Source organism: Planomicrobium soli, assembly GCF_003014655.1.
GTDB classification, from domain to species: domain Bacteria; phylum Bacillota; class Bacilli; order Bacillales_A; family Planococcaceae; genus Planococcus; species Planococcus soli_B.
Genome location: NZ_PYAT01000017.1, coordinates 16,303 through 41,525 on the forward strand (window position 1 = coordinate 16,303; position 25,223 = coordinate 41,525).

23 protein-coding genes are annotated in these 25,223 nt (G+C 43.7%); 17 read left to right on the forward strand and 6 right to left on the reverse strand.

Features of this window, described 5'->3' with window-relative positions:
* The first annotated feature begins 7 nt into the window (after positions 1-7).
* From B0H99_RS15705 to B0H99_RS15725, 5 genes are read left to right on the forward strand one after another with little or no spacing between them, the layout of a single operon-like run.
* A complete protein-coding gene (locus tag B0H99_RS15705) occupies positions 8-1,459 on the forward strand; it encodes a hypothetical protein (RefSeq protein ID WP_106534634.1) in 1,452 nt (483 codons plus the stop codon).
* Between the two features lie 14 nt (positions 1,460-1,473).
* Complete coding sequence (locus B0H99_RS15710; protein WP_106534635.1) at positions 1,474-2,466, forward strand: AAA family ATPase; 993 nt, start codon at positions 1,474-1,476, stop codon at positions 2,464-2,466.
* Positions 2,463-3,323, forward strand: a complete 861-nt coding sequence (locus B0H99_RS15715) for a DUF58 domain-containing protein (protein WP_106534636.1) — start codon at positions 2,463-2,465, stop codon at positions 3,321-3,323. The genes B0H99_RS15710 and B0H99_RS15715 overlap by 4 nt, the downstream gene beginning before the upstream one ends.
* Before the next feature lie 11 nt (positions 3,324-3,334).
* Positions 3,335-5,068, forward strand: a complete 1,734-nt coding sequence (locus B0H99_RS15720; protein ID WP_106534637.1) for a vWA domain-containing protein — start codon at positions 3,335-3,337, stop codon at positions 5,066-5,068.
* Positions 5,055-7,622 carry a VWA domain-containing protein gene (locus B0H99_RS15725; RefSeq protein ID WP_245894550.1) on the forward strand — a complete coding sequence of 856 codons (2,568 nt, stop codon included), beginning with the start codon at positions 5,055-5,057 and terminating at the stop codon, positions 7,620-7,622. Before B0H99_RS15720 ends, B0H99_RS15725 begins: the two co-directional genes overlap by 14 nt.
* A gap of 31 nt (positions 7,623-7,653) precedes the next feature.
* Here the strand turns inward: B0H99_RS15725 and B0H99_RS15730 are convergent, their stop codons facing one another.
* Complete coding sequence (locus B0H99_RS15730; protein ID WP_106534639.1) at positions 7,654-8,844, reverse strand: MFS transporter; 1,191 nt, start codon at positions 8,842-8,844, stop codon at positions 7,654-7,656.
* A 365-nt stretch (positions 8,845-9,209) separates the two neighbouring features.
* Here B0H99_RS15730 and B0H99_RS15735 point away from each other — a divergent pair, with 365 nt between their 5' ends.
* Positions 9,210-9,515 (forward strand): hypothetical protein, encoded by a 306-nt coding sequence (locus B0H99_RS15735; protein WP_245894551.1) that lies wholly within the window; start codon positions 9,210-9,212, stop codon positions 9,513-9,515.
* Positions 9,516-9,639: 124 nt separating this feature from the next.
* Positions 9,640-10,299 (forward strand): potassium channel family protein, encoded by a 660-nt coding sequence (locus tag B0H99_RS15740; protein WP_106534641.1) that lies wholly within the window; start codon positions 9,640-9,642, stop codon positions 10,297-10,299.
* 290 nt (positions 10,300-10,589) lie between these two features.
* On the opposite strand, the gene rnjA is transcribed toward B0H99_RS15740, so the two are convergent.
* Positions 10,590-12,257 carry a ribonuclease J1 gene (rnjA, locus tag B0H99_RS15745; protein ID WP_106534642.1) on the reverse strand — a complete coding sequence of 556 codons (1,668 nt, stop codon included), beginning with the start codon at positions 12,255-12,257 and terminating at the stop codon, positions 10,590-10,592.
* A gap of 2 nt (positions 12,258-12,259) precedes the next feature.
* The gene (locus B0H99_RS15750) at positions 12,260-12,472 is read right to left on the reverse strand and encodes a DNA-dependent RNA polymerase subunit epsilon (RefSeq protein ID WP_106534643.1); all 213 of its coding nucleotides are present in this window, start codon (positions 12,470-12,472) and stop codon (positions 12,260-12,262) included.
* Between the two features lie 278 nt (positions 12,473-12,750).
* On the opposite strand from B0H99_RS15750, the gene B0H99_RS15755 reads away from it, so the two are divergent.
* Positions 12,751-13,521 (forward strand): Cof-type HAD-IIB family hydrolase, encoded by a 771-nt coding sequence (locus B0H99_RS15755; RefSeq protein WP_106534644.1) that lies wholly within the window; start codon positions 12,751-12,753, stop codon positions 13,519-13,521.
* Positions 13,522-13,537: 16 nt separating this feature from the next.
* Here B0H99_RS15755 and def read toward each other — a convergent pair whose 3' ends face one another.
* Positions 13,538-14,104, reverse strand: coding sequence for a peptide deformylase (def, locus tag B0H99_RS15760; protein ID WP_106534645.1), 567 nt, complete (start codon positions 14,102-14,104; stop codon positions 13,538-13,540).
* Positions 14,105-14,248: 144 nt separating this feature from the next.
* On the opposite strand from def, the gene B0H99_RS15765 reads away from it, so the two are divergent.
* From B0H99_RS15765 to B0H99_RS15790, 6 genes are all read left to right on the forward strand, one after another.
* A complete protein-coding gene (locus B0H99_RS15765) occupies positions 14,249-14,887 on the forward strand; it encodes a YkyA family protein (RefSeq protein WP_106534646.1) in 639 nt (212 codons plus the stop codon).
* Positions 14,888-15,148: 261 nt separating this feature from the next.
* Complete coding sequence (pdhA, locus tag B0H99_RS15770) at positions 15,149-16,261, forward strand: pyruvate dehydrogenase (acetyl-transferring) E1 component subunit alpha (protein ID WP_106534647.1); 1,113 nt, start codon at positions 15,149-15,151, stop codon at positions 16,259-16,261.
* Between the two features lie 3 nt (positions 16,262-16,264).
* Positions 16,265-17,242 carry an alpha-ketoacid dehydrogenase subunit beta gene (locus tag B0H99_RS15775; protein ID WP_106534648.1) on the forward strand — a complete coding sequence of 326 codons (978 nt, stop codon included), beginning with the start codon at positions 16,265-16,267 and terminating at the stop codon, positions 17,240-17,242.
* Positions 17,243-17,270: 28 nt separating this feature from the next.
* Positions 17,271-18,662: a dihydrolipoamide acetyltransferase family protein gene (locus tag B0H99_RS15780; protein ID WP_106534649.1), complete on the forward strand. Its 1,392-nt coding sequence runs from the start codon at positions 17,271-17,273 to the stop codon at positions 18,660-18,662.
* A 3-nt stretch (positions 18,663-18,665) separates the two neighbouring features.
* Complete coding sequence (gene lpdA / locus B0H99_RS15785) at positions 18,666-20,075, forward strand: dihydrolipoyl dehydrogenase (protein WP_106534650.1); 1,410 nt, start codon at positions 18,666-18,668, stop codon at positions 20,073-20,075.
* 203 nt (positions 20,076-20,278) lie between these two features.
* Complete coding sequence (locus B0H99_RS15790) at positions 20,279-21,145, forward strand: polysaccharide deacetylase family protein (protein WP_106534651.1); 867 nt, start codon at positions 20,279-20,281, stop codon at positions 21,143-21,145.
* Positions 21,146-21,191: 46 nt separating this feature from the next.
* Here the strand turns inward: B0H99_RS15790 and B0H99_RS15795 are convergent, their stop codons facing one another.
* Entirely contained in the window at positions 21,192-22,661 is a 1,470-nt protein-coding gene (locus B0H99_RS15795; RefSeq protein ID WP_106534652.1) for an aminotransferase class I/II-fold pyridoxal phosphate-dependent enzyme, read from the reverse strand.
* A 134-nt stretch (positions 22,662-22,795) separates the two neighbouring features.
* Here B0H99_RS15795 and B0H99_RS15800 point away from each other — a divergent pair, with 134 nt between their 5' ends.
* On the forward strand, positions 22,796-23,761 hold the full coding sequence (locus tag B0H99_RS15800) for an NAD(P)H-dependent flavin oxidoreductase (RefSeq protein ID WP_106534653.1): 966 nt from the start codon (positions 22,796-22,798) through the stop codon (positions 23,759-23,761).
* A gap of 15 nt (positions 23,762-23,776) precedes the next feature.
* Positions 23,777-24,055 (forward strand): UPF0223 family protein, encoded by a 279-nt coding sequence (locus B0H99_RS15805; protein WP_106534654.1) that lies wholly within the window; start codon positions 23,777-23,779, stop codon positions 24,053-24,055.
* 160 nt (positions 24,056-24,215) lie between these two features.
* Here B0H99_RS15805 and B0H99_RS15810 read toward each other — a convergent pair whose 3' ends face one another.
* Positions 24,216-24,836 (reverse strand): YktB family protein, encoded by a 621-nt coding sequence (locus tag B0H99_RS15810; RefSeq protein WP_106534655.1) that lies wholly within the window; start codon positions 24,834-24,836, stop codon positions 24,216-24,218.
* Between the two features lie 166 nt (positions 24,837-25,002).
* Between B0H99_RS15810 and B0H99_RS15815 the strand changes: the two genes are divergently transcribed.
* Positions 25,003-25,197 (forward strand): hypothetical protein, encoded by a 195-nt coding sequence (locus B0H99_RS15815; RefSeq protein WP_106534656.1) that lies wholly within the window; start codon positions 25,003-25,005, stop codon positions 25,195-25,197.
* Positions 25,198-25,223: the final 26 nt, after the last annotated feature.

Genomic DNA, 25,223 nt, shown 5'->3' on the forward strand with positions numbered 1-25,223 from the left:
AGAATTCATGAATAGCCGGGAAATTGTTAAATACGTATCTAAAACCAGCAGGTATTTAAAATGGGAGCATATAGGAAAAGGTTTCCAAAGAGCCATATTTTGCGCGTTGGGAGCTGCAACCGCGATACTGCTCGTTTCCCGGCTGTTCGTCCTTCCTTATTATGCATTTTATTCGTATGGAGCAGGTTGCCTGCTTTTTATACTGTGGTTCCTCTTTTCACTTTATCAGATGCCAAAGCGGGAGCAAGCGGTACGTGTTTTAGACCGCTATACTCCGCATAACCAGCTCTTGACCGTTTGGCAGTCCAAAGAGGACAGTGAATTAACTAGAGCTTTAGTCAATAACACTGAAGAAGTCTTGCCATATAGCTTTCAATTATTTAAAAAAGAGCCGAAAAAATGGCTTAATGGAAAATGGTTGGTAGGATCGATGCTCTGTGCTGTTTTGCTAATTCTTCTGACTGTTTTTCCGAGCACATTGCAAGAGCAGGCGAAAGAAAATGAACGTGAGCGTGAATTGATCGAAGAAATGGAAAAAAAAGTTGCTGAAGCAAAAGACAAAACTACGGTTGACCAAGTAAAAAAAGAATTGCAGGAATTGCAGGATACCGTAAAGAAAAGTGAAACAGCTGAGCAAGCTTTAAAGCAAATGGTCAAAAAGCAAAAAGAACTGAATTTGCAGAATCAACAGCTAAAAAGTGGAGAAGCGCAAAAAACATTGAAGAAAGAGTTGGAGGCTGCTTCTGGAAAGTTGGCTGAAGAAGCCGGAAAAACCCAGACGGCGCTTAGCAATATGGGCAAACCAGTGCCGTTTCCGCTTGAACGGACGATTGCTAATAATAATCTGAATTCTGGATCGGCTGCTACCGGCTCTTCGGAACAGGCTGCGGGAAATGCCTCTGCGAATCCGTCGAATAATTCGGACTCTGATAGCCAGGGACAGGGGCAAGGCGAGGGTCAGGGACAAGGACAGGGTCAAGGGCAAGGCCAGGGTCAAGGACAAGGCCAGGGTCAAAGGCAAGGCCAGGGTCAAGGACAAGGCCAGGGTCAAGGTCAAGGTCAAGGTCAAGGTCAAGGACAAGGACAAGGACAAGGACAAGGACAAGGACAAGGCCAGGGTCAAGGACAAGGCCAGGGTCAAGGTCAAGGTCAAGGACAAGGACAGGGACAAGGTCAAGGAGCTGGATTTGGTCAAGGCAACCGGGAACTCTTGACAATCCCTTCTAGAATCGGGGGATCCGGTGAAACTGCTGTAGATAACGGCAAACTTGGCGATGGAAAAGCAGCCGGTGAGCAGAAAGGTGCAGTGTCAGCTGAAAAAGGGACTGCACGCTCGTATTCGGATGTTGTAGGCAATTATTCGGATTCTTATTTTTCAAGTACGGAGCAAATGCAATTGCCGCCAGATCTTCAGAAAGTGGTCGAGCAATATTTCACATCAATTGAGACTGAAAACTAGAAAGCAGGGAGAATATGACATTGACACCAGATAAATTTATAGAAATGAGCAGGCGGCTTCAAGAAGTTCGGGAAGAAATTGGCCGCTTTATCGTCGGCCAAGAAGAAGCAATCGAATTTTCCTTGTATGCCATTTTAGCAGATGGACATGCCCTTCTTGAAGGGTTGCCGGGACTTGGTAAAACGATGCTGATCCGCACCATTTCCGAAGTTTTGGATTTATCGTTTTCACGTATTCAGTTTACCCCTGACCTCATGCCTTCTGATATTACCGGAACTAGTTTAATTGAACGTGACGCAGAAGGAAAGCAGCATTTCTCATTCAGGGAAGGGCCGATTTTCCACCAGATGGTTTTGGCCGATGAGATCAACCGGGCGACACCGAAAACGCAAAGTGCACTGTTGGAGGCGATGGGCGAAAAGACGGTGACCATTTTAGGGGAAACGAAAAAGATGGCACGGCCATTTTTTGTTTTGGCTACTCAAAATCCCATTGAAATGGAAGGAACATATCCATTGCCAGAGGCGCAAATGGACCGATTTCTCTGCAAAATCCTTGTGCCTTATCCAAATCGAGCAGAATTAGCAGAAATCAGCAGACGGACGACAGGAGCGGAAAATATAGAATTGGTAAAGAAGATGGATGCGAATGAACTGGTAGAAGCTCAACAGTTGGTCAAATCCATCCTGATTGCAGATGATATTTTGATGGTGGCCGTCGATATTATCCAAGACACGAATCCCATTGAAAGCAGCATTACCCACATTCAGGAATTCGTGCAGTACGGCAGCGGCCCCCGTGGCTTGCAAAGCTTAATCCGCCTGGCAAAAGCGCGTGCATTAGTCGAAGGGCGTTTCCATGTGTCGATTGGAGATCTGAAGCATGTGGCAAAACCGGTATTGCGGCACCGGCTGCTGTTGAATTATGAAGGGGAAGCAACTGGGCAGGAGGTTGACGAATTGATCAGCCGAATCTTAGAAAATGCCGGAAAAGGCGTATTAAAATGACTTCCCTTCATCTGCCCAATGATTGGGTCAGCCGCTTAAGCCGTTATTCAATAGGTACAAAAGCAAAGATTCGAGGCCATCATAAAGGATCTCACCGATCAATGCGGTTTGGCTCTTCATTGGATTTTTCGGATTTCCGCGAATACCATCTTGGAGACGATGTCCGCCACATTGACTGGAATGTTTATGCACGAACCGATAAAGTCTACATAAAGCGCTTTTTGGATGAACAGGAGATGCGTGTTCATTTACTGCTTGATAGTTCGAAATCGATGCAAAGAAAATGGTTATTTACGAAGCAGCTGGCTTTTTCTCTAGGCATGATGGTGTTGTCGAATGATGACCGCTTGACAATCTCAGCCGGTCAAAAAGAAGTTGCACCCTTCAGGAAAAAAGGGAAATCTGCGCGGAAATTGTTTGAACATTATATATCGAACTTGCCAGAGCCAGCTGCTTTGTCATTTGCTAAATTGGCAAGTTTTCATGCAGCAAAAGATTCCACTGTTTTGTTTGTCTTAACAGATGGTTTAGAACCACTAGAAGAATGGCAGCATTTTTTCAAACAAGCTCCGCGATATTCGCACGACATCCGTTTTCTTCACTTACTGTCGGAAGAAGAACGGTTACCGGATTTTTCTGGAGATTTGCGATTTATCGATGATGAAACAGGAGAAGCCATCAATGTCACATTAACACCCAATTCAAGTTCCAGCTATCAGGAAAAACGCGAGCTTCATGAAAAAGGATTGGAGGCCCTGTGCCGAAAACACGGAATCCATTATTTACAAGTTTCAATTGAAGAAGGAATTCAGCATGTATTATTTCAACAAATGGCGCGAAAAAAATGGATAGAATGAGGTGAAGCGGCGTGAGTTTTTCAGGATGGGGATATGTATGGACTGCAGTAATGCCGCTTGCCGTACTGTTGTATTATTTTTTCCGAAAAAAATATAAAGACCAGCATGTTGCTTCCACTATGTTTTGGCAGGAGCTAATGAAAGAAATTAAAGCATCGCCTTATTTAAAAAAACTGCAGCATCACATACTGCTTTATTTGCAATTGGCAGCTCTTCTGATTTGCGTTTTTGCGCTTTTAGGGCCGCATTTGACTTCAGAGGCACTAGAAGGCAACGAATTCATCTTTGTGGTCGACACTTCAGCTACCATGCTAGCAGGAGAACCGGCTGCTTTTGAACTGCAGCAGGAACTGATGAAAGAAATGGCCACCCAAACTGGAGGCAAACCGGTTACCATTGTCACGACAGGAGCAAATCCGGAAATAGTCTTGAGAAAAGAGCCTAATCGGGAGGCATTGGAAACCGCCATAGATCGATTAGCCGTCACTTATGAAAATGCAAAAATTGAACAAACCATACTTTTCGCCGAAACACTTATTGATGATGAGTCTACAGTTATTCATGTTTTTACGGATGCCTTGGACCGGTCAATTCTTGCCAATAAAGCTGGCATGGCATACGAAATCCATGGCATCGATCAACCGCTCCAGAACGTCTCTATGCGGCAATTTGGCTTGGCGAAAACAGAAGATGGCATACGTGCTATTGTCCAACTGGTCAATGAGACTGCAGAGCCTGTCTCCGGTAAAGTAATCCTTACAGATGGAGAAGTAGAGAAAACGGCGAATATTCAATTAGAAGCAGAGGAAGAGCTGCTGGTACCTTTTGAACAATTGCCGGATAGTCCAGTTTGGCAAGCCGTCCTGCAGGTCAAAGATGATTATACGGCTGACAATTCGATGGCGGCTTTTGTTCAGGAGGCTTCCACTAGAGTCGCGGTTGATTCTTCACTACACGAATTGGTCGGTGCCGGATTCAGGTCTTTAAATGTCGAAGTTGATTTGATGGATCCGATGCAATTACGGAAAGCGGGAGGTTCGCCGCTAGTGACCAATCAGACAGATTTATTGGCAGGACAGATGCCCATACTGCTGATCGGCCGGAATGATGAAAAAACCCACCGGGTGGCAGGAGCAATAGAAACTGTTCCGCATGCACTTTTCACGTATGCGCCGTTTGATGGAATATATATATCGGAAATCTACCCTCCATTTGAAGAATATGAAACCATTGCCACCATTGATGGAGAACCATTAATCCAGCTGTCACCCGAAGGGGATATTGCTGTATTGACAGATATACAATTGACGGATTGGCCACTTCATCCGTCCTTCCCGCTTTTTTTATGGAGCGCTATTGGAGAACTGTCGGGAACAGATAATTTTTTCGGCTTTTTCCAGCCAAACGAACAGCGTGCAGTGGCTCTCGCTTCCACTAGAGGAGAATGGGAGATTTATAAGGATGGCGAATTTTTCTATTCTTATATTGAAGGACAGGGTGCATTTTCCGCACCCCAAGAGCCGGGAATTTACGAGGTGGTAGGAGAAGGCAAAACCTTAAAGATGATTGTGCAATTGAGTAACGAAGAGAAAACATTAGTCCAGGGAACTAGTTACAGAATTGGGCAAGCGGAAGAAACAGCTGAAACGGCCGAACTCTCGATCGTTCCTTGGCTTCTATTTGCAGTAGTGTTTCTTCTATTGGTGGAGTGGGAGGTGTATCGCCGTGGAAATGCGCATCGATGATCCCTTTTGGCTTTTGTTTTTGTTGCTTATCCTTTTTTATTTTGGATTTACCGCTATCAAAACATGGACAAAAAGTTCTTTGCTTTACCGGATTGTCTATTGTCTGCGAGTTGCAGCCGTCGCGTTGTTGATTTTTGCATTGACTGACCCTTTCTTTTATCAAAAGGATCAGCAGGAACAAATTATTTTTCTGATGGACCGTTCTGCTTCGATGGCTGGCATGGAAGCGGAGCTGTCTAAAGCAATCGATGCGGCCATCGCTGAAAAAGAAGGCCATCAATGGACAGGTGTCTTTACGTTTGCAGAAGATTTCCAAACCTTGCTTCCTATAACAAAAGATAAAAAGCCTCTGCCTATGGACATGGCAATCAATCAAGAAAGGCATACCAATATCGCTCAGGCCCTGGAACTCGCTTCAAACAGCGGGAATAAAGATTTGGCCACGCGTCTCGTATTGCTGACTGATGGCAATGAAACACAAGGATCGGCAATTGAAAGTTTGCAGCGGCTGCAGTCCGACCGGCTTCAAGTAGATGTTTTTCCAATAACGCAACAAGCAAGAACCGATGCAGCAATCAGCCGATTTGAAACCCCAGCGCGTGCTTTTATTGGCGAATCGCAAACCTTTACTGTAACTATTCAAGCGGACGTCGAGACGACTGCCCGCTTAATCTTTTCGCTAAATGATGAGGATTATGATCAGAAGGAAGTGTCCTTATCGAAAGGGAACAATGTTTTTTCATATGCTTATCCAGCTGAAAAAGACGGTCTTGCTAAATATGAGGCAAGGATTGAAGTAGCTGATGATGCCTTTTTAGAAAATAACAAGCTGACCAGTATCACCGATGTGGGTGGAACGCCGAGAGTGCTTATCGTAAGCGGAAAAGAGCAGAGTCCGATACCGGCACTGATGGATACAGAACGAATTCATGTTTCGGAAATGCCTGCACCGAAACTTCCGCAAAACCTGTCTTCGATTCTCGGATATGATGCCATCATTTTTGATAATGTACCGGCCACAGCGATTGGCGAACAACAGATGAACGTCATAGAACAAGCGGTCAAGCAATTTGGGCTCGGGTTTATGATGATAGGCGGTGACCAAAGCTATGGACTTGGCGGCTATTTTAAAACCCCGATCGAAAAGCTGTTGCCAGTTGATATGGAAGTGAAAGGCAAACACGAACTGCCTTCCCTCGGACTGGTCATTGTCATGGACCGTTCAGGAAGCATGGCCGGAGGGAAAATGGAACTTGCCAAAGAAGCGGCGGCGCGTTCTGTGGAATTATTGAGGGAAGATGATACAGTAGGCGTTATCGCATTTGATGACCGTCCATGGGAAATCCTCCCGACAGAAAAATTGGGCAACCAAAAAGAAGCGGTAGACAAGATTTTATCGGTTACGCCGGGAGGCGGCACAGAAATATACAAATCGCTCGAAAAAGCTTATGAGCAGTTGGAAGACTTAGAATTGCAGCGTAAACACATTATTCTTCTGACTGACGGACAATCAGCCACTTCAAACGATTATGACTCGTTGATAGAAGGCGGAATAGAAAGCAACGTTACATTGTCGACTGTATCGATTGGCCAGGATGCCGATAAAGGATTATTGGAGAGGCTTGCAGAAACAGGGAGCGGACGATTTTATGATGTCTCGGACGCTACTACTATTCCGGCCATTTTATCCCGAGAAACCATTATGATGTCCCGTACCTATATTGTTGATGAACCTTTTTATCCAATTGTATATGACAGCAAGTGGAACTCGCTTTTTGCAGATGGCGTCCCTGAGATAAACACATATATTGCTACAACCTCAAAAAGAACGGCTTCTGTTGCTTTAGAAAGCGAAGAAGGGGATCCAGTGCTTGCGTCATGGAATTACGGGATTGGCAACGCAGTCGCTTATACGTCTGGCAGTGGAGCATGGAGCGGCGGTTTCCAAAGTTGGGAAAACTGGCCAGCTTTTTGGAACCGGGCTGTTTCCCAGTTGCTTCCTTCATTTGAAGAAGTGCCTTTTGCTGTTACAAAAAAAGCGCAGGGAGTCTATACAGTAGAAGACCCATCTCACTCATCCGCTATACTGGACATCACTGTAATAAATGAAAAAGGCGAGGAGCTGCCGGTTCAAACTGAGCCGACAACTCCAGGGAAAGCGGAAGTGTTGCTGGATGCAGAACCAGGCTTGGTTTTTTTCAGCATTGCCAATGAAGACGGGGCAACGTACAAAACCGGATTGACTGTGCCGTATGGGGAGGAATACAACATAGTGGAGCCGAACATAACTATGTTGACGACCCTTGCAGAAAGAACAGGCGGAACTGTGTTAAGTTCTCTTGATGGGGCATTTCGGGATATTCCGTTTGAAAGTGGAACAAAACAGTCTATTCAGCAAAGCTTAATTTTAGCTGCAATGATTCTGTTTTTCATCGACATTACGTTGCGTCGCTTTGGTATAAAGCTGCCGGCACGACAGACAAGAAGAGCTGAAGAAGAGAATCAGGTACCGGAAACCGTTGAACAATTAATAAAAGCGAAAAAGAGAAGTTAGTCTCTTTTTCGCTTTTATTGTTGGAACCAGTTTAAGTTCTGCTCAATTCCAATATGTGCTGTTTTTTTAACGACCAGATAGTAGCAAGGAAGAAGCAGCTAAGCAAAATGACGGTTCCGGCGATATAGGGGAAGCTTATATTGATATCAAATAGAATTCCGGCTAAAGTGGGGCCGATCATAGTTCCTAAGCTCATATAGGCATTATTCATGCCAGCGGCAAAGCCTTGTTCGTTGCCTGCAAGTTTTGATATCAATGTGTTGATTGCCGGACGTAGAAGAGCAGCCGCTGTAAAGAAGACAGAGGATACAAGCAAGATTGTCCAATAAGTATGGACGAACAAAACAGCAATCATGGAAATTGACAAAATTATTAAATTCACCTGGATGATTTTCATTTCGCCATAGCGCTTAAACAATTTTCCAATGACGAAAGTTTGGACAATAACTCCTGCAAATCCACCGACTGTCATCAACACGGCAATATCTGTCGGCGTATAATTGTATTTATGGTCGACATAAAGTGAAATGGTCGATTGAAAATTTGCGAGTCCAAAAGAGAAAATCAGCATAACTAGCAGCATGACAAAATACGGTGTGGCAGTAGAACGTTTCATCTGCCGGAAAAGATTTTCCCGCTTCTCATTGTCGATGGGTGCAGAAGGCACAATATTCGGCAAAACAAAAAATGATATGGCTGCAGCGATCAAGGCGACGGATGCGGCGATATAAAAAGGAAATTGCAAACTGACTCCCGCTAGGAATCCGCCGACTCCAGGGCCGATGGTAAACCCGAGCGACATGGAGGCACCAAGCAATCCCATGCCTCTGCCACGCTCTTCATAAGAAGTGATATCCGCGACAAAAGCCATCATCGGCGGAATCAAAAACGCGGAACCAAGGCCGGTGAAAAAACGCGCTAAATATAAAATCCAAAGGTCCGTGGCCACACCGAAAACAAGCTGAGACAGTCCAAAAACAATCAGTCCAAAAACAATCAAGTTTTTCCGTCCGTATTTATCCGATAATTGTCCGGAAATAGGGGAAAATAAAAACTGCGCAAGAGCAAATGTGGCGATTAATGTTCCAAGTGCTTGTCCGGCAACGCCGAAAGTTTCGAGGTAAGCGGGCATGATTGGAAGGATTAGCCCTATTCCGCTCATTGCTATAAACATATTGAACATCAGCACATAGAGCGCAAAATTATTTGATTTTGTTGCCATTGTCAATCCTTCTCTCTTATTGTTTCGTGTTCCTAAAGTTTAGTATAGCTGATTGAACAACTATACCCGATTCTGAACAATAAAAACAAGCAGAAAAACCTGATTCCACTATTTATGTTTTATATTCAATATGTTAGCGTATATATAATTTATAAGCTGCAAATTTAGGCCGTTACATCATTTTTTGGCAACGCTTACAGCCGATATTGAAAAAAAATTAGGAAATGACATATATCTATTGCAATTTTTCTTCGGAAGTCTCTATTATAAGGAAACGAGAAAAAGAATTTTTTGCCGCAAACGGGCCAATTGATGCTATTATGTTAAAGGTGCCATAGACAAAAAGCTTAACCATTACTTTGGGAGTGATCCACTTGAACGGAAAAATGAATTTTTTTCTGGACCCGACAAAAAGGGTAGTCCGAAAATCTTCAATTATGAATTATAAACAAAACCAACAAGGCCTTTATTTAGTTGCCAATAAAAAGTTTATCAATTGGATGGAAGTCCATACGTATTGCCATACGTGCTTAGCTGCCCTTACATTCGATGATGAGTTTGACGCTAGCTATTGTGCTACATGCAACGAATGGCGAGAAGAGCAATGCAGCGACAGCAGCTGTGAATATTGTGAAAACCGGCCGGTACGGCCGCTGGATCCCCGTCGATAAGACGGGGCTTTCTTTTTTTATATTTGATAAGAAAAAGGACATCTAAATCTATTAAAGCTTATCCTTTATTACAGTAGTAAGGGTAAGGTAAAATAGAGAGAGTATAGAATCTGGAGGAAACAATATGAAAAAGGAATTTGTAGTAATCGGATTAGGGCGTTTTGGCGGAAGTATTGTCAGAGAACTAATTGAACAAGATGCAGATGTTATGGCGATTGACAAAGATTCGGAACGAGTGGATGAGTTTGCTTCGATTGCTACTCAAGCAGTTGTTGCGGATACGACAGATGAAGCTGTCCTGAGATCTCTTGGCATCCGGAATTTCGAACATGTTATTGTGGCGATTGGTGAAAACATCCAAGCGAGTATTTTGACTACTCTAATGCTCAAAGATATCGGTGTAAAGAAAATTACGGTAAAAGCGCAAAACGACTACCATGCGAAAGTCTTGAGCAAAATTGGGGCGGATCACGTAGTCCATCCGGAACGGGATATGGGAATTCGTATTGCCCACAATATGTTATCGAACAACGTACTGGATTACTTGGAACTCTCGGATGAGCATTCCATAATGGAAATCCGGGCAAATGAAAAATTGGCTGGCTATACATTAATTCAGCTTGATATACGCGCCAAATACGGCATCAACATTGTGGCTATCAAACGGGAAGAAGAGATCATCGTATCGCCGCAAGCGGATATGCAAATTCGTTTGGGAGATATTTTAATCATCATCGGCTCAGATGCTGACATTAATCGTTTTGAGAAAAAAGTTCTCAACTAAAAAAGGAAGTCCTATTAAGGACTTTCTGTCGGGCTGTCGAGAAACTCTCGGCAGCTTTTTGCATTTCGTTTCAGGCAGAGGCATTCCGCAGGCACGGCTGGAGCCGCTGTCCTGCTGTAAAAACCGTTGCATCACTACATGCTTCGTCAGAATGCCATCGGACGATGTTGCTTCGTACATTGGTTTCACAGCTGTTTTAAGGAATAGCAAGAACGTTATCAATTCTAACCTCTTAATGAAGTTTCTCTACAAACAAAAGGAGCCCCTATTAGGGACTCCTTTTGTTTGTCTTATACTTCCATAATGATAGGCAATACCATTGGACGACGCTTGGTTTTTTCGTAAAGATAAGGTCCAAGTACGTCGGAAATTTCGCTTTTCAGCTCAGCCCACTCCGTGTTTTTGCCATTTATTTTTTTGTTCAGGTGACGGTTCAACATTTGCTGCGCCTCGTAAATCATTGTTCCAGACTCGCGCATATAGACAAATCCGCGGGAAATGATATCCGGTCCTGAAACCATTTTGTTTTTCTCCATGTCGACGGATACAACGACGATAACCAAGCCTTCTTCTGAAAGAATGCGGCGATCGCGAAGTACAATATTGCCGATATCACCGATGCCGCTGCCGTCGATGTAAACATCTCCGGAAGGGATCCGGCCTGCAACTGAAGCTTCATCTTGACCTAAAGCAAGTACTTCACCGTTTTCCATGATAAAAGTATTTTCTTCAGGCACATCGCAATCGATGGCAAGTTGCGAGTGCATTTTCAGCATCCGGAATTCACCGTGGATCGGCATGAAAAATTTTGGTTTGATCAGACGAAGCATCAATTTCTGTTCTTCCTGCGAACCGTGGCCAGATGTATGGATATTATTAAGTGAACCATGAATAACATCTGCTCCAGCACGGAACAATAAGTTGATCGTACGGTTTACGCTGCTCGTATTGCCCGGAATAGGGGAAGAAGAGAAAACGACCGTATCGTTCGGCTGAATCTGAATTTGGCGATGCGTACCATTGGCAATGCGGGATAATGCAGCCATTGGTTCGCCTTGAGAACCTGTGCAAAGGATCAAAACTTCATTTGCAGGAAGGCGGTTCAATGTTTGCGTGTCAACAAAAGCATCTTCAGGTGCGTTTATATAACCTAACTCACGGCCAATCGTGATAGCGTTATCCATACTGCGGCCGAAGACTGCAATTTTGCGTCCTTGGGCTACAGCTTCATCCGTTACTTGTTGCAGGCGATAGATGTTCGAAGCGAACGTCGCAAAAATCAAGCGGCCATCCACTTTTCTCATAATGTCCCGAATCGTATCACCGACTTTGCGTTCAGACATCGTGAAGTTGGGAACTTCAGCATTGGTGCTGTCCGAGAGTAGGCATAGAACACCTTCACTGCCAATCTGAGCCATTTTTAATAAGTTGGCAGGCTCTCCGACCGGAGTGAAATCGAATTTGAAATCGCCCGTATGCACAATATTGCCTGGCGGCGTTTTAACAACAACGCCAAATGCGTCTGGAATACTATGTGTCGTCCGGAAAAAGCTGACTGCTGTCTTACGGAATTTAATGACATCGTCTTCTTCGATTTCCGTCATTTTCGTTTGGCGCAAAAGCCCGTGTTCTTCAAGTTTTTTGCGAAGTAAGCCAAGGGCTAATTTACCGCCGTAAACAGGAATGTTAATTTTTTTCAGTAAGTAAGGAATTCCACCGATATGGTCTTCATGGCCATGAGTGATGAACAGGCCTTTAATCTTATCCATGTTCTTTACTAAATACGTGTAATCTGGAATTACATAGTCGATTCCGAGCAAATCGTCTTCCGGAAATTTGATGCCGGCATCAATAAGGATAATTTCATCCTGAAATTGAACGCCATACGTATTTTTGCCGATTTCGCCCAGTCCGCCGAGTGCGAAAACAGCTGTTTGGTCATTCTTTACAAATTTCATGCTTAGTTAATACTCTCAACTTCGAAATTTTGGCTCGCTTGTTCGTATTCCAAATGACTGCCTTCAAGCAGCTGAACAAACTCGATGTTGTAGTTGCGGTCTTTTAAATGTTGTCGCACTTCACGCTCGGTAGATGCTTCAACATAGAGGCTTTTAGTGTTTTCGCGAACTGGTACCTCGAAACGGTTTTCTTGATAAAATACTTTAAAAATCATAATATGCTCTCCTTTTTCCACGTTCAAATAAATTCACTTTCTTTATATTATCATGTCATTGTTTTAAAATAAAGAATAGCCCTCCTTTTTATAAAGGAGGACTAAAAGGGTCATGCGATTTTCTTTTTGTTCATGATGCCATTAAGCTGTCTAACGAGTTTTCTTTTTAAACGCTTTAACATGGCTGATCACTCCTCACCTATAGTATACTGTATTTTCTGACAAAAGTAAATGGAGTGGATCAAAGCTGTAAACTTAAGAAGAATGGAGAATGTAAAATGGGAAAATTATTGCTTTTGGATATTGATGGAACGTTGTTGAATTCGAAAAAAGAATTGCCGGCGTCTGCAAAAGAGGCACTCCTTGCGGCTCGCGCCAATGGCCACGAACTTGCAATTGCTACTGGAAGAGGGCCGTTCATGGCAAAAAAAGTTTTGGACGAACTCAAGATTGATACGTATATCACCTTCAATGGCCAGTACATAGTGCATAAAGGAGAGCCGATTTACAGAGAAGCCCTGAATCCTGAGACGCTTTCCGCTATTGTAGAGTTTGCGGAAAAACGGGACCACCCGCTTGTATTTTTGACGCATGAAAAAATGGCATCAAGTATCGATTACCATCCGGATATTGATGAAGGAATCAAAACATTAAAGTATTCTCATCCGGCAATGATCGAAGACTTTCATTTGAAAAATGACATCTATCAAGCCTTACTGTTTTGTGAAAAAGAAGAAGAACCGCAATACGAAGAGGCGTTTACTGATATGGATTTTATCCGCTGGCACCGCGTGTCCTGCGACGTTGTACCAAAAGGCGGCACAAAAGCGCGTGGCATTGAGCGGCTGATTCAAAAAACGGGGAACTCGATCGAAGACACTATTGCATTTGGAGATGGGTTCAACGATGTTCAAATGATGGCTACGGCAGGTTACAGTGTAGCAATGGGAAATGGAGTAGAAGAAACGAAAAAACAGGCGTCCTATGTGACAGATCATGTTGATAATGATGGGTTGGCAAAAGCGTTCCGCCATATAGGGTTGATTTAAAAAAGAGCTTTGGGAGTTATTCTCCCGAAGCTCTGTCTATTGCAATGGCGTTATCAATTTCCGCAAACGGATTTTTCGGATTGATATGATCAAAGAACATGATGCCATTCAAATGGTCTAACTCGTGCTGAAAAGCAATGGCCGGCAATCCTTTCAAGCGCATTTTGTATTCCTTGCCTTCAATATCGAATGCCTTAACCGTAACTCGGGCATATCTCGGTACATAGCCAGGAATTGGACGGTCAACGCTTAAGCAGCCTTCGCCAGCTGACAAATAAGCTTTTTCAACCGAGTGGCTGACAATTTTCGGGTTTATGGCTATTAGGCTTAAATTTTCACCGGAATTTTCATCAAAATGCAAAGCGAAAATACGTTTGGGCACATTAACTTGAGGCGCGGCAATTCCGACGCCTGGCCGCAAATCGTATTTTTCAATCATTTCATCGTTCTGGCTGTTGATTACATATTCCAATAAATCTTCGCTAAGTTTTCGGTCTTCTTCTGATAATGGGAATTGAACTTCTTTTGATTTCGCGCGAAGAGTTGGATGGCCTTCGCGAATTATGTCTTTCATAAGTATCAAGTGGTTTCATCCTTTCATTGGTCGTACCATGCCAATAAGTATAACGCAATAAAAGCCATGTAGAAAGAAAAAAACCTAGAGAGTCAGTTGTGTTTTCTTAAGTGAAAGACTATAGTTAATTTATGTATGTAAGGAGGGTTTTGATTGAAAAGGTCAATGATAGCTATATTATTTTCAAGTGCATTACTTTTAAGTGCCTGCTCAGGACCGACTCCTGGAGAACAACTGGACACGGTATTGAAAGATACTTTCGAAGCGGAAAAAGATTATCGCGATACTCAAGGCGAAATGGAAAAACTAGAAAAGAATGAACAGCAATTATTTGAATCGATTATGGCTCTTACTCAAGAGCAGCAAGACGAAGTGAAAGCGCAAGCAGAAGAAGCTATGGCCTCTGCAGATGATAGGCTGGCTCTTCTTGAACAAGAAAAAGAATCGATGGGCACTGCCGAAGAAACTTTCAATGAAATCGATACAGTGATTGAAGAAGCGAAGGAAAATGAGGTCAAAGCGGACTTGACAGCATTAAAAGAAAAGATGCAAGAACGCTTTAATGCCCATGCTGATTTTGCAGCTGCATACGAAAATTTAACAAGCCTGCAGAAAGAATTATATGAAATGCTGCTGAACGAAGAAACTGATCTTCAAATGCTGCAGGAAAAAACAGCAGAAGTAAACGAACAGAACACTAAAGTGCAAGAAGCTGTTACAGTGTTCAATGAACAAACAGAACAGTTTAATGAGCTGAAAGATAGCACGATTGACAACTTAACAGAAGAATGAAGATACAGCAGCCTCCGGGCTGCTTTTTTCTGTGCTATAAAAGAGGGCTGTATTCTTCACTGTTTTATAATACAGGCGGTTGAAACGCACTGATACAGTTTGTTTTAGGTTGAATATTCTTGCACAAAGCAAAGCTTGATAATATTAGGTTCGCTATGATTGACCATGTAAAATTACTAACGTATACTGAGTAAGGAAATGCAATTGTATTACTAAATGAATAGAGTAATGTTAATACAGATAAAAAGGAGAGTTGCTTTTATGGCTGAGAAAAAATCACTGATCTTTGATCCAGTGGAAACGCTTCACTCAATCGAAGAAAAGTTTGAAATGGTTCAAGTTCTGAACGAAGAAGGCGAAATTGTCAATGAAGAGGCAGATCCGAAACTATCGGATGAAGACCTTCAGGAATTAATGAGCCGTATGGTGTATACAAGAATTTTGGATCAACGTTCAATTTCATTGAACCGCCAAGGCCGCCTTGGTTTCTACGCACCTACTGCCGGACAAGAAGCATCACAATTGGCTTCTCATTTCGCGCTTAAAAAAGAAGACTTCATTTTACCGGGATACCGTGATGTGCCCCAACTTATTTGGCACGGATGGCCGCTTCACCAAGCGTTCTTGTTCTCGCGCGGACATTTCATGGGGAACCAAATGCCTGAAGGATTAAACATCTTGCCGCCGCAAATCATTATCGGCGCACAATACATCCAAGCGGCAGGAGTTGCGCTTGGTATGCAAAAACGCAAAAAAGAAGCAGTTGCAATTACGTATACAGGAGACGGCGGTTCTTCACAAGGTGACTTCTATGAAGGGATCAACTTTGCAGGGTCTTTCCGTTCACCGGCAATCTTTATTGTTCAAAATAACCAGTATGCAATTTCAACGCCACGTGAATTGCAAACATCTGCAAAAACTATCGCACAAAAAGCTGTAGCTGCAGGAATTCCTGGAGTATTGGTTGACGGCATGGATCCGCTAGCGGTTTACGCAGTCACACGCGATGCACGCGAACGCGCAATTAAAGGCGAGGGCCCGACATTGATCGAAACACTTTGCTACCGTTATGGCCCGCATACAATGGCTGGGGACGACCCGACACGTTACCGTACGTCGGATATCGACAGCGAGTGGGAAAAGAAAGATCCGCTTGTACGTTTCCGTAAATACCTGGAAGCAAAAGGCTTATGGAGCGAAGAGAAAGAAAACGAAGTAATCGAAAGAGCAAAAGATGAAATTAAAGCGGCGATCAAAAAGGCCGATAGTGCACCGAAACAAACTGTTACAAATATGTTGGAAATTATGTACGAAGAAGTTCCTTTCAACGTAAAAGAGCAGTTGGAAATCTACAAAGCGAAGGAGTCGAAGTAAGTAATGGCACAAATGACAATGATCCAAGCGATTACGGACGCTCTGAGAACAGAGTTGCAAAACGATGAAAACGTTCTTGTTTTCGGAGAAGATGTCGGAAATAACGGCGGTGTTTTCCGTGCGACAGAAGGTTTGCAAAAAGAGTTTGGCGAAGACCGTGTATTCGATACGCCACTTGCGGAATCCGGTATTGGTGGTCTTGCAATTGGCTTAGCGCTGCAAGGGTTCCGTCCGGTTCCAGAAATTCAGTTTTTCGGCTTCGTTTACGAAGTGATGGATTCGATCAACGGGCAGATGGCACGTATGCGTTTCCGCAGCGGCGGCAGTTTGAATTCTCCTGTAACGATCCGCTCACCATTTGGCGGTGGGGTACACACACCAGAAATGCACGCGGATTCTTTGGAAAGCTTGATGACTTCTCAACCAGGTTTGAAAGTGGTTGTTCCATCAACTCCTTACGATGCAAAAGGATTGCTCATTTCTTCAATTCGTGACAACGATCCTGTAGTTTTCCTTGAGCACTTAAAATTGTACCGCTCTGGCCGTCAAGAAGTGCCGGAGGAGTCATATACAATTCCTTTAGGCAAAGCAGACGTAAAACGCGAAGGAAAAGACCTTACGATCGTAACCTACGGTGCAATGGTTCACGAAAGCTTAAAAGCGGCTGAAGAACTTGAAACTGAAGGTTATTCAGTAGAAGTAATCGACCTTCGCACAATCCAGCCTTTGGATATTGAAACGATTATCGCATCTGTCGAGAAGACGGGCCGCGCTATGGTCGTTCAGGAAGCGCAAAAACAAGGCGGTATTGCTGCTGGAGTTGTAGCAGAAATTATGGACCGTGCAATTTTAAGTTTGGAAGCGCCGGTACTGCGTGTTGCTGCACCAGATTCGATCTTCCCATTCTCGCAAGCTGAACAAGTTTGGCTGCCGAACTCGAAGGATATAGTAGAAACAGCGAAAAAAGTTCTTACGTTCTAATAGTTGCGTAAAAGAAAGGGTGAAACTAATGGCTTTTGAATTTCGTTTACCGGATATCGGAGAAGGTATTCATGAAGGTGAAATCGTAAAATGGTTCGTCAAAGTTGGAGACACAATTGAAGAGGATGACATTCTGTTCGAAGTGCAAAACGACAAATCGGTCGTTGAAATGCCTTCGCCTGTAACAGGGACAATTCTAGAAATCCTTGTTGAAGAAGGAACTGTAGCTGTTGTTGGCGACGTCTTGGTTCGTATCGATGCGGAAGGCGCTGAGGACATTCAATTTAAGGGCAGCCACGCTGGACAAGATGGAAACGTACAAGAAGTTGAAGAAAGCACAGAGGAATTGGTTCAGTCCGGCACTTCTGAGTCTAGCCAAAAAATCGACAAAGCTCCTGTTAAAGAAGACGTTCCGAACGTTGGAGATACTGGTGCCGGCGCTCAGCCTCAAGTCCAAACGGAAGCAGATCCGAATGCGCGCGTTATTGCAATGCCGTCAGTACGGAAATTTGCTCGTGAGCAAAACATTGATATCAAACAAGTTTCTGGTTCAGGCAACAATGGCCGGGTCTTGAAAGAAGATGTCGAAGCATTCTTGAATGGCGGACAACAGCCGGCTGCTGCTCCTGCTCCTGAAGAAACTAAAGCAGAAGCTCCGGTTGCTGCACAAGAAGAAGCGCCAAAAGCGCCAGCAGCTGCTCCTGTTCCAGAAGGCGAGTTCCCAGAAACACGCGAGAAGATGTCTGGAATCCGTAAAGCAATCGCTAAAGCGATGGTCCATTCAAAACATACAGCTCCACACGTAACTCTTATGGATGAAGTGGATGTTACTGAACTAGTAGCGCACCGCAAAAAGTTCAAAGACATCGCTGCAGAGAAACAAATCAAATTGACGTATTTGCCATATGTGGTAAAAGCGCTAGTCAGTACATTGCGCGAATTCCCGGCTTTAAATACATCACTTGATGATGCTACAAGCGAGATTGTCCAAAAACATTACTTTAATATTGGTATCGCGGCGGATACTGACAAAGGCCTATTAGTGCCGGTCGTTAAAAACGCTGACCGCAAATCTGTTTTCTCAATTTCTTCTGAGATCAACGAGTTGGCTGAAAAAGCCCGTTCAGGCAAGTTGTCTCCAAGCGAAATGAGAGGCGCATCATGTTCAATTACCAATATTGGATCTGCCGGTGGCCAATGGTTCACGCCAGTTATCAACCATCCGGAAGTTGCAATTCTGGGAATCGGACGCATTGCAGAGAAGCCGGTAATTAAAAACGGTGAAATCGTAGCGGCTCCTGTGTTAGCATTGTCATTGAGCTTCGATCACCGCATGATCGACGGAGCAACTGCCCAGCATGCTTTGAATCACATCAAACGCTTGTTGAGCGAACCAGAACTATTATTAATGGAGGCGTAAATTATGGTAGTAGGAGATTTCCCAATCGAAACAGATACGCTCGTCATCGGCTCAGGCCCTGGCGGATATGTTGCAGCGATCCGTGCTGCACAAACAGGTCAAAAAGTAACAATCGTTGAAAAAGAATACATCGGCGGCGTGTGCCTTAACGTTGGATGTATCCCTTCAAAAGCATTGATCTCAGTCGGCCACCGCTTTGAAGAAGCAAAGCATTCAGAAGATATGGGTGTTATTGCAAATGAAGTTTCTTTGAACTTCGAAAAAGCACAAGCTTTTAAAGATGGCGTTGTTAAAAAGTTGACAGGCGGTGTTGAATCACTGCTAAAAGGCAATAAAGTAGAAATTGTACGCGGTGAAGCTTATTTTGTTGATACGAATACAATTCGTGTTATCACTGAAAATGCTGCTCAAACATACAAATTCAAAAATGCCATTATCGCTACAGGATCACGTCCAGTAGAGATTCCGACATTCAAATTCTCTAAGCGTGTGATCAACTCATCAGGTGCTTTGGCTCTTCAAGAAGTGCCAGGTAAACTAGTGGTTATCGGCGGAGGTTACATTGGAACTGAACTTGGAACAGCATATGCTAACATGGGTTCTGATGTAACAATTCTTGAAGGCGCACCAGATATTCTTGCTGGATTTGAAAAGCAAATGACGGCTATCGTTAAAAAAGGCTTGAAGAAAAAAGGCGTTGAAGTTATCACTAATGCATCTGCTAAAGGTGTAGAAGAAACTGAAACAGGCGTTACAGTCACTTATGCAGCCGGCGGAGAAGAAAAAACAGTCGAAGCTGATTATGTATTAGTTACTGTTGGACGCCGTCCAAACACAGATGAAATGGGACTTGAAGAAGTTGGCATCGAATTTGGCGAACGTGGCTTGATTAACGTTGATAAGCAGTGCCGCACGAATGTTCCAAATATCTATGCGATCGGTGATGTTGTGGCAGGCCTTCAATTGGCTCACAAAGCGTCATACGAAGGAAAAGTTGCTGCAGAGGCAATTGCTGGAGAATCATCAGTAGTTGACTACTTGGCAATTCCGGCTGTTTGCTTCACAGATCCAGAACTTGCTAGCGTCGGTTTGAGCGAAGAACAAGCAAAAGCAGAAGGGTTCGAAGCTAGCGCTGCTAAATTCCCGTTCGGTGTAAACGGTCGCGCGCTTTCGTTGAATGCAACTGAAGGTTTCGTGAAATTGGTTTCACGCAAGTCAGATGGTTTGCTTCTTGGAGCACAAATTGTTGGAGCTGGCGCATCCGATATGATCGCCGAGCTTGGTCTTGCAATCGAAGCAGGAATGACTGTTGAAGATATCGCAATGACAATCCATGCGCACCCAACATTAGCTGAAGTTACAATGGAAGCTGCTGAAGTAGCAATGGGAGCACCAATCCACATCCTTAAATAATTGAGAAGAAGCCGCAATTTGCGGCTTCTTTTTTTGTATTTAATATACTGGCGCTTATTTGCAGCAGCTCAAATAGCTTAATGATTAAAAAACTTGAATCCGAGCTGCGGGCTACATATATATCTAATAGATTCTGTAATATTTTGTAACTCACTATTATTTTATGCTAAACTGAATTTCGAAAGGGCGACAGGTGATACGTAATGATACATACAAAAATCCTTATAATGGCCGCAAGTATAGCTTTGCTGACTGCATGCAGCAATGGTGCACAATCCTCTGGAGAATCAGCCAACTCCGCAGAAGAGCAAAAGACAGTTGAAGAAACGGCTGCTCAAAAAGAAGACGCCGAAAAAGCTGCGGCGGAAAAAGCAAAAGAAGAAAAAGCTGCAGAAGAAGCTAAAGCAGCGGAAGAAGCTAAAGCTGCAGAAGAAAAACCGGAGTACAAACTCAATCCGGCGTTTTGGGGATTTGAACCTATCGATAATGCAAATGCGAAAGCTGTTCTGATCACTATTGATGATGCACCGGATAAACGTTCGCTGGAAATGGCAAAAACGTTGAAAGAAAAAAACGTTCCGGCTATTTTCTTTGTTAACGGCCATTTCTTGGATACTGATGATGAGAAAAATGTTTTAATGGAAATATCTGATATGGGCTTTGCAATTGGAAATCATACAGAGACGCATGCAAACCTGCAAGGGATTTCCGAAGAGCAGCAACAGGAGGAAATTCTGGCTGTAAGCAAGACTATTGAAGAAACAATTGGTGATAAGCCGAAGTTTTTCCGTGCACCTTTAGGAGCCAATACCGACTTTAGCCGTGAGCTTGTCAAAAAAGAAGGTATGCTCCTCATGAACTGGACATATGGCTATGATTGGAACAAAGAGTATATGGATGCAGCCGCTTTGACCGATATTATGGTCAATTCAGAACTACTGCAAAATGGAGCCAACCTGCTCATGCATGACCGTGAATGGACTGCTGAAGCTTTGGGGGACATAATAGACGGTTTAAGCGAAAAAGGCTACTCTTTTATCGATCCAAATAAAATTGAAGGTGTAGAATAAAAACAACGGCCTGGGAGCATGGAGCTTCCGGGCCGTTGTTTTTATTTTATCTGATAGCTTGCTGTTCTTTAATAACCCTAAGCATTTTCAACGTATCGTCTTCCGGACCTTGTACCGGAAGGCCAGCTTCAACATTCATGCGAATGTACTCAATGTTTTCTTGTGTAATGATCTCTCCAGGAATAAAAATCGGAATGCCTGGTGGATAAACCATAATAAATTCAGCTGAAATACGCCCAACTGCTTTATTGATCGGAACCACTTCAGTTGTTGCGTAAAACGCGTCACGAGGCGTCATAGCAAGGCGCGGGATATCCGGAATAAGAACAGTCGGCTCAACAATAGCAGCCTCAGAATCGAACGTGGAGCTCATTCTTTGAAGGGCATTAATCAATAAGTTCAGTTCTTTTCGGGAATCTCCGATTGTTATTAGACATAATATGTTGTAAAGGTCGGACAATTCCACTTCGATATTGGCTTTCTCTCTTAGCCATTCTTCTGCCTGATGGCCTGTAATGCCAAGGTCTTTGACACTGATCAGCAATTTGGTCGGATCCATGTCAAAGGTAGCCGATGTTTTCAGCAATTCTTTCCCGACGCAACGCAAATGGGCAATTTTATTGATGCGTTTGCGTGCATCCTGCGCCAGCCGGATTGTCTGGTCAATCAAATCGTAGCCATGGACGGCAAGCTGTCTGCGCGCAGTATCAAGAGATGCCAAAATTGGGTATGAAGTTGAAGTGGTCGTCAACATGGAAAGCGTCGACTGTACACGTTTTGGTGAAACAAGACCATCGCGCACATTCAAGACGGAACTTTGTGTCATAGATCCTCCAAGCTTATGCACGGAAGTAGCTGCCATATCAGCACCTGCTGCCATCGCCGATACCGGCAATGATTCGTGGAAGTGGATATGGACGCCATGGGCTTCATCCACCAAAACCGGAATGTCACGGGTATGTGCGATATCGACAATACGCTTTAAATCAGCCGCTACGCCGAAATAAGTAGGATTGATCACAAGTACCGCTTTCGCATCCGGATATTCATTTAATGCTTTTTCTACCGCTTCTGCCGAGATGCCGTGTGAAATACCGAGGTCAGGATCGACTTCAGGGTGAATGAAGATCGGGATGGCTCCCGCAAATACGATGGCGGACATAATGGATTTATGTACGTTCCTCGGCACCAGTATTTTATCATTAGGGCCGACTACGCTTAAAATCATGGTCATGATGGCGCCGCTTGTCCCTTGCACGGAAAAGAAAGTATAGTCCGCACCGAACGCTTCAGCAGCCAGTTCTTGTGCTTGTTTAATGGCGCCTTTAGGTGAGTGGAGATCATCCAAAGGAGCTATGTTAATCAAATCAATGGATAAGATATTGTCGCCGACAAATTCCCGGAACGCAGGGTCGACGCCTTGGCCTTTTTTATGGCCGGGAATATGGAATTGGATCGGGTGCCGGTTTCGGTGCTTCAACAGCGCATCGAATAACGGAGTTTCTAATTGTGACAATGGGTAGCACACCTCGCTTTATAAAAATGAAAACAAAAAGAATTATAGCATGATGCTACACGCTATACTATAAAAATAAAAGGATTTTGCCTCTAGCCATCGAATACAAAAATATGGGAAAAGGAGAGGATAGGATGCAATTTACTACGCGAGTAACTGAACTGTTGGGAACAAGGCTGCCAATTATACAAGGAGGGCTTGCATATCTAGCATATGCAGAACTTGCAGCAGCTGTCTCAAATGCTGGCGGCCTTGGCCAAATTACGGCGATGAGCTTGGCAACACCCGAACAATTGCGGGAAGAAATCCGAAAAGTGCGCCGGTTGACGGATCGGCCGTTCGGCGTTAACTTTGCAATAGGCGACCATGGGCGCGTATTTTCCCATATGCTTGATGTGGCGATCGAAGAAGAAGTTCCTGTCGTATCGATGACCGGGGGCAATCCTACGCCGATATTTGAACAGCTGGCAGGAACACCGATAAAAAAATTGGTTTTGGTAGCTGCAAGAAGGCAAGCGGAAAAAGCTGAAAAACTTGGTGCAGATGCCGTCATGGTAGTCGGCCAGGAAGGAGGGGGGCATCTAGGACGCGACGATGTCGGGACAATGGTGCTCATCCCCCAAGTGGCAGATGCTGTATCAATACCTGTTATCGCTTCAGGAGGCATTGGTGATGGCCGGGGGTGGATGGCCGCACATGCGCTTGGTGCGGAAGGAATTGAAATGGGTACGCGTTTTATTGCGACAAAAGAATGCGTCCATGCCTCTGAGGCGTATAAAAAAGCGTTGATCAGCAGTTCGGAAAGTGAAACCGTCGTGATCAAGCGAAGTATCGGCGCCCCTGCAAGAACGCTTCACAACGGTTGGACAGACCGAATTTTACAAATCGAGCAGGAAACCCCGAGCTATGAAGCATTAAAGGAATTCATTAGCGGGGAAGCCAATAAGAAGTTTATCTATGAAGGAAATGTGGAAGAAGGATTTGGATGGGCCGGCCAAGTAACTGGCTTGATTAAAGATGTGCCAAGCGTCCAGGAGCTTATGGAAAGAATGGAGAAGGAAGCCATGGCTATCCGCAACAGATGGGCGACTACATTATGAAAGCAGGGAATATGAATGGAATATTCTTATCCATTTTCAATAGACTGGTCAACAGATGATATTGTCGACGTTGTTCGTTTTTTCGAAGGAATTGAAATGGCATACGAAAAAGGCATCAATCGGGAGGATATGTTTAAGCGCTACAAAAAATTCAAGGAAGTGGTGCCTTCAATTTCAGAGGAAAAAACCTATTTCCGTGAATTTGAAGAAGAAAGCGGTTATGCAAGCTTTCCGGTTATCAAAGAAATGAAAGCGAAAAGTGATGGCGACTTTATAAGACTGGACAAAAAATAAAGCAAAACCCGCAGTGGAAAACTGCGGGTTTTGCTTTATTCGTTTTTCTCATAGCAACTGAATTATAAAGATTTGCAAAAGAAATGCCTGCTGGACAAAAGTAGAGGCAACGGCAAAAAAAGAATATCACTTAATATTCAGACAAATCGTGCATTTCTCTTTACTTTTGTGTCAATATATTATATAAAGGAAGCAATTCCTCGAATGTTTGGTCGACAAGTTCTTCAAAGTCTTTCTCAGGCATTGATACAGCTTGTTCTCTAGGAATATGCCGGCCGATGACAAATTCCCCTTTTTTAACGTCACGAAGACGGATGACCAGCCTTTCAATTTCTTCTTGGCCCAATTGTTTTAAAGAAGTTGCCTCCGGCTTCATATGGTCCCCGGCAATAACAAAATCATCCGGCAAGGAGTGGATGATTTCAGTCTTTAACAATTGTTCAGCCATTTTGCTTTTTCCTGTTGCTTCATAAATAACGGCTAAAATGATGAACACATGGCTTTCCCATAAACCGATTTGGAAATGGGGAACCGCTTTATAGCCTCTTTTATATGGAGCAAATGCCACCCAGCTGTCTTTTGGCGGATTTATCGTACGGCGTAAGTGTTTCGCGATATGCGGGAAAAATTCATTGCCGGTTTTACCGGAGAAAAAAGATGAATACTCTTTTCCCAGCTCTGCAAATTTAGGGCGCACCCGTTCGATCAGTGCTGCCATTCGTTCCTCTAACCCTGGTGTTTCAAAAACTTCAAAGTCGCGCTCTTTCCAAAAAGTTGTCACGGTCAATATCCTCCTTAATTTTTACACTACATGTTTCATCTTACCTGACTTTGGGAAGAAAGAGTATAAATATACTTATCTCCCATCAAGTCACTGGTCAACCGTTTCTCTTGCTCTAATAATATGTCAGAATTATTGAAAAATAGGACGGAAAGGGGTGCTCAATATGAAACAGATGATACAAATAATCCGTAAGGCGGACGTCGAAAAAGAATATATTTCTGTATTGAAACTTGAACTAGATTATGAATTGGCTTCTTTGTTCGACGCCTTGAAAGTGAATGAAAACAGAGAGATAGAAAAAAGCAAAAAACGGCTTCACGAAATTCATGCGGAACTGGAGGCACTTCATGCGTTCTAATTTATACATCACATAAAGGCACCTAC

Coding starts and splice junctions, on each gene's coding strand:
- lpdA (WP_106534650.1), top strand. CDS start 18,666: ATGGTAGTAGGAGATTTCCCAATCGAAACAGATACGCTCGTCATCGGC.
- B0H99_RS15815 (WP_106534656.1), top strand. CDS start 25,003: ATGAAACAGATGATACAAATAATCCGTAAGGCGGACGTCGAAAAAGAA.
- B0H99_RS15730 (WP_106534639.1), bottom strand. CDS start 8,844: ATGGCAACAAAATCAAATAATTTTGCGCTCTATGTGCTGATGTTCAAT.
- B0H99_RS15705 (WP_106534634.1), top strand. CDS start 8: ATGAATAGCCGGGAAATTGTTAAATACGTATCTAAAACCAGCAGGTAT.
- B0H99_RS15805 (WP_106534654.1), top strand. CDS start 23,777: ATGGAATATTCTTATCCATTTTCAATAGACTGGTCAACAGATGATATT.
- rnjA (WP_106534642.1), bottom strand. CDS start 12,257: ATGAAATTTGTAAAGAATGACCAAACAGCTGTTTTCGCACTCGGCGGA.
- B0H99_RS15755 (WP_106534644.1), top strand. CDS start 12,751: ATGGGAAAATTATTGCTTTTGGATATTGATGGAACGTTGTTGAATTCG.
- B0H99_RS15790 (WP_106534651.1), top strand. CDS start 20,279: ATGATACATACAAAAATCCTTATAATGGCCGCAAGTATAGCTTTGCTG.
- B0H99_RS15780 (WP_106534649.1), top strand. CDS start 17,271: ATGGCTTTTGAATTTCGTTTACCGGATATCGGAGAAGGTATTCATGAA.
- pdhA (WP_106534647.1), top strand. CDS start 15,149: ATGGCTGAGAAAAAATCACTGATCTTTGATCCAGTGGAAACGCTTCAC.
- B0H99_RS15740 (WP_106534641.1), top strand. CDS start 9,640: ATGAAAAAGGAATTTGTAGTAATCGGATTAGGGCGTTTTGGCGGAAGT.
- B0H99_RS15725 (WP_245894550.1), top strand. CDS start 5,055: ATGCGCATCGATGATCCCTTTTGGCTTTTGTTTTTGTTGCTTATCCTT.
- B0H99_RS15775 (WP_106534648.1), top strand. CDS start 16,265: ATGGCACAAATGACAATGATCCAAGCGATTACGGACGCTCTGAGAACA.
- B0H99_RS15710 (WP_106534635.1), top strand. CDS start 1,474: ATGACATTGACACCAGATAAATTTATAGAAATGAGCAGGCGGCTTCAA.
- B0H99_RS15800 (WP_106534653.1), top strand. CDS start 22,796: ATGCAATTTACTACGCGAGTAACTGAACTGTTGGGAACAAGGCTGCCA.
- B0H99_RS15750 (WP_106534643.1), bottom strand. CDS start 12,472: ATGATTTTTAAAGTATTTTATCAAGAAAACCGTTTCGAGGTACCAGTT.
- B0H99_RS15715 (WP_106534636.1), top strand. CDS start 2,463: ATGACTTCCCTTCATCTGCCCAATGATTGGGTCAGCCGCTTAAGCCGT.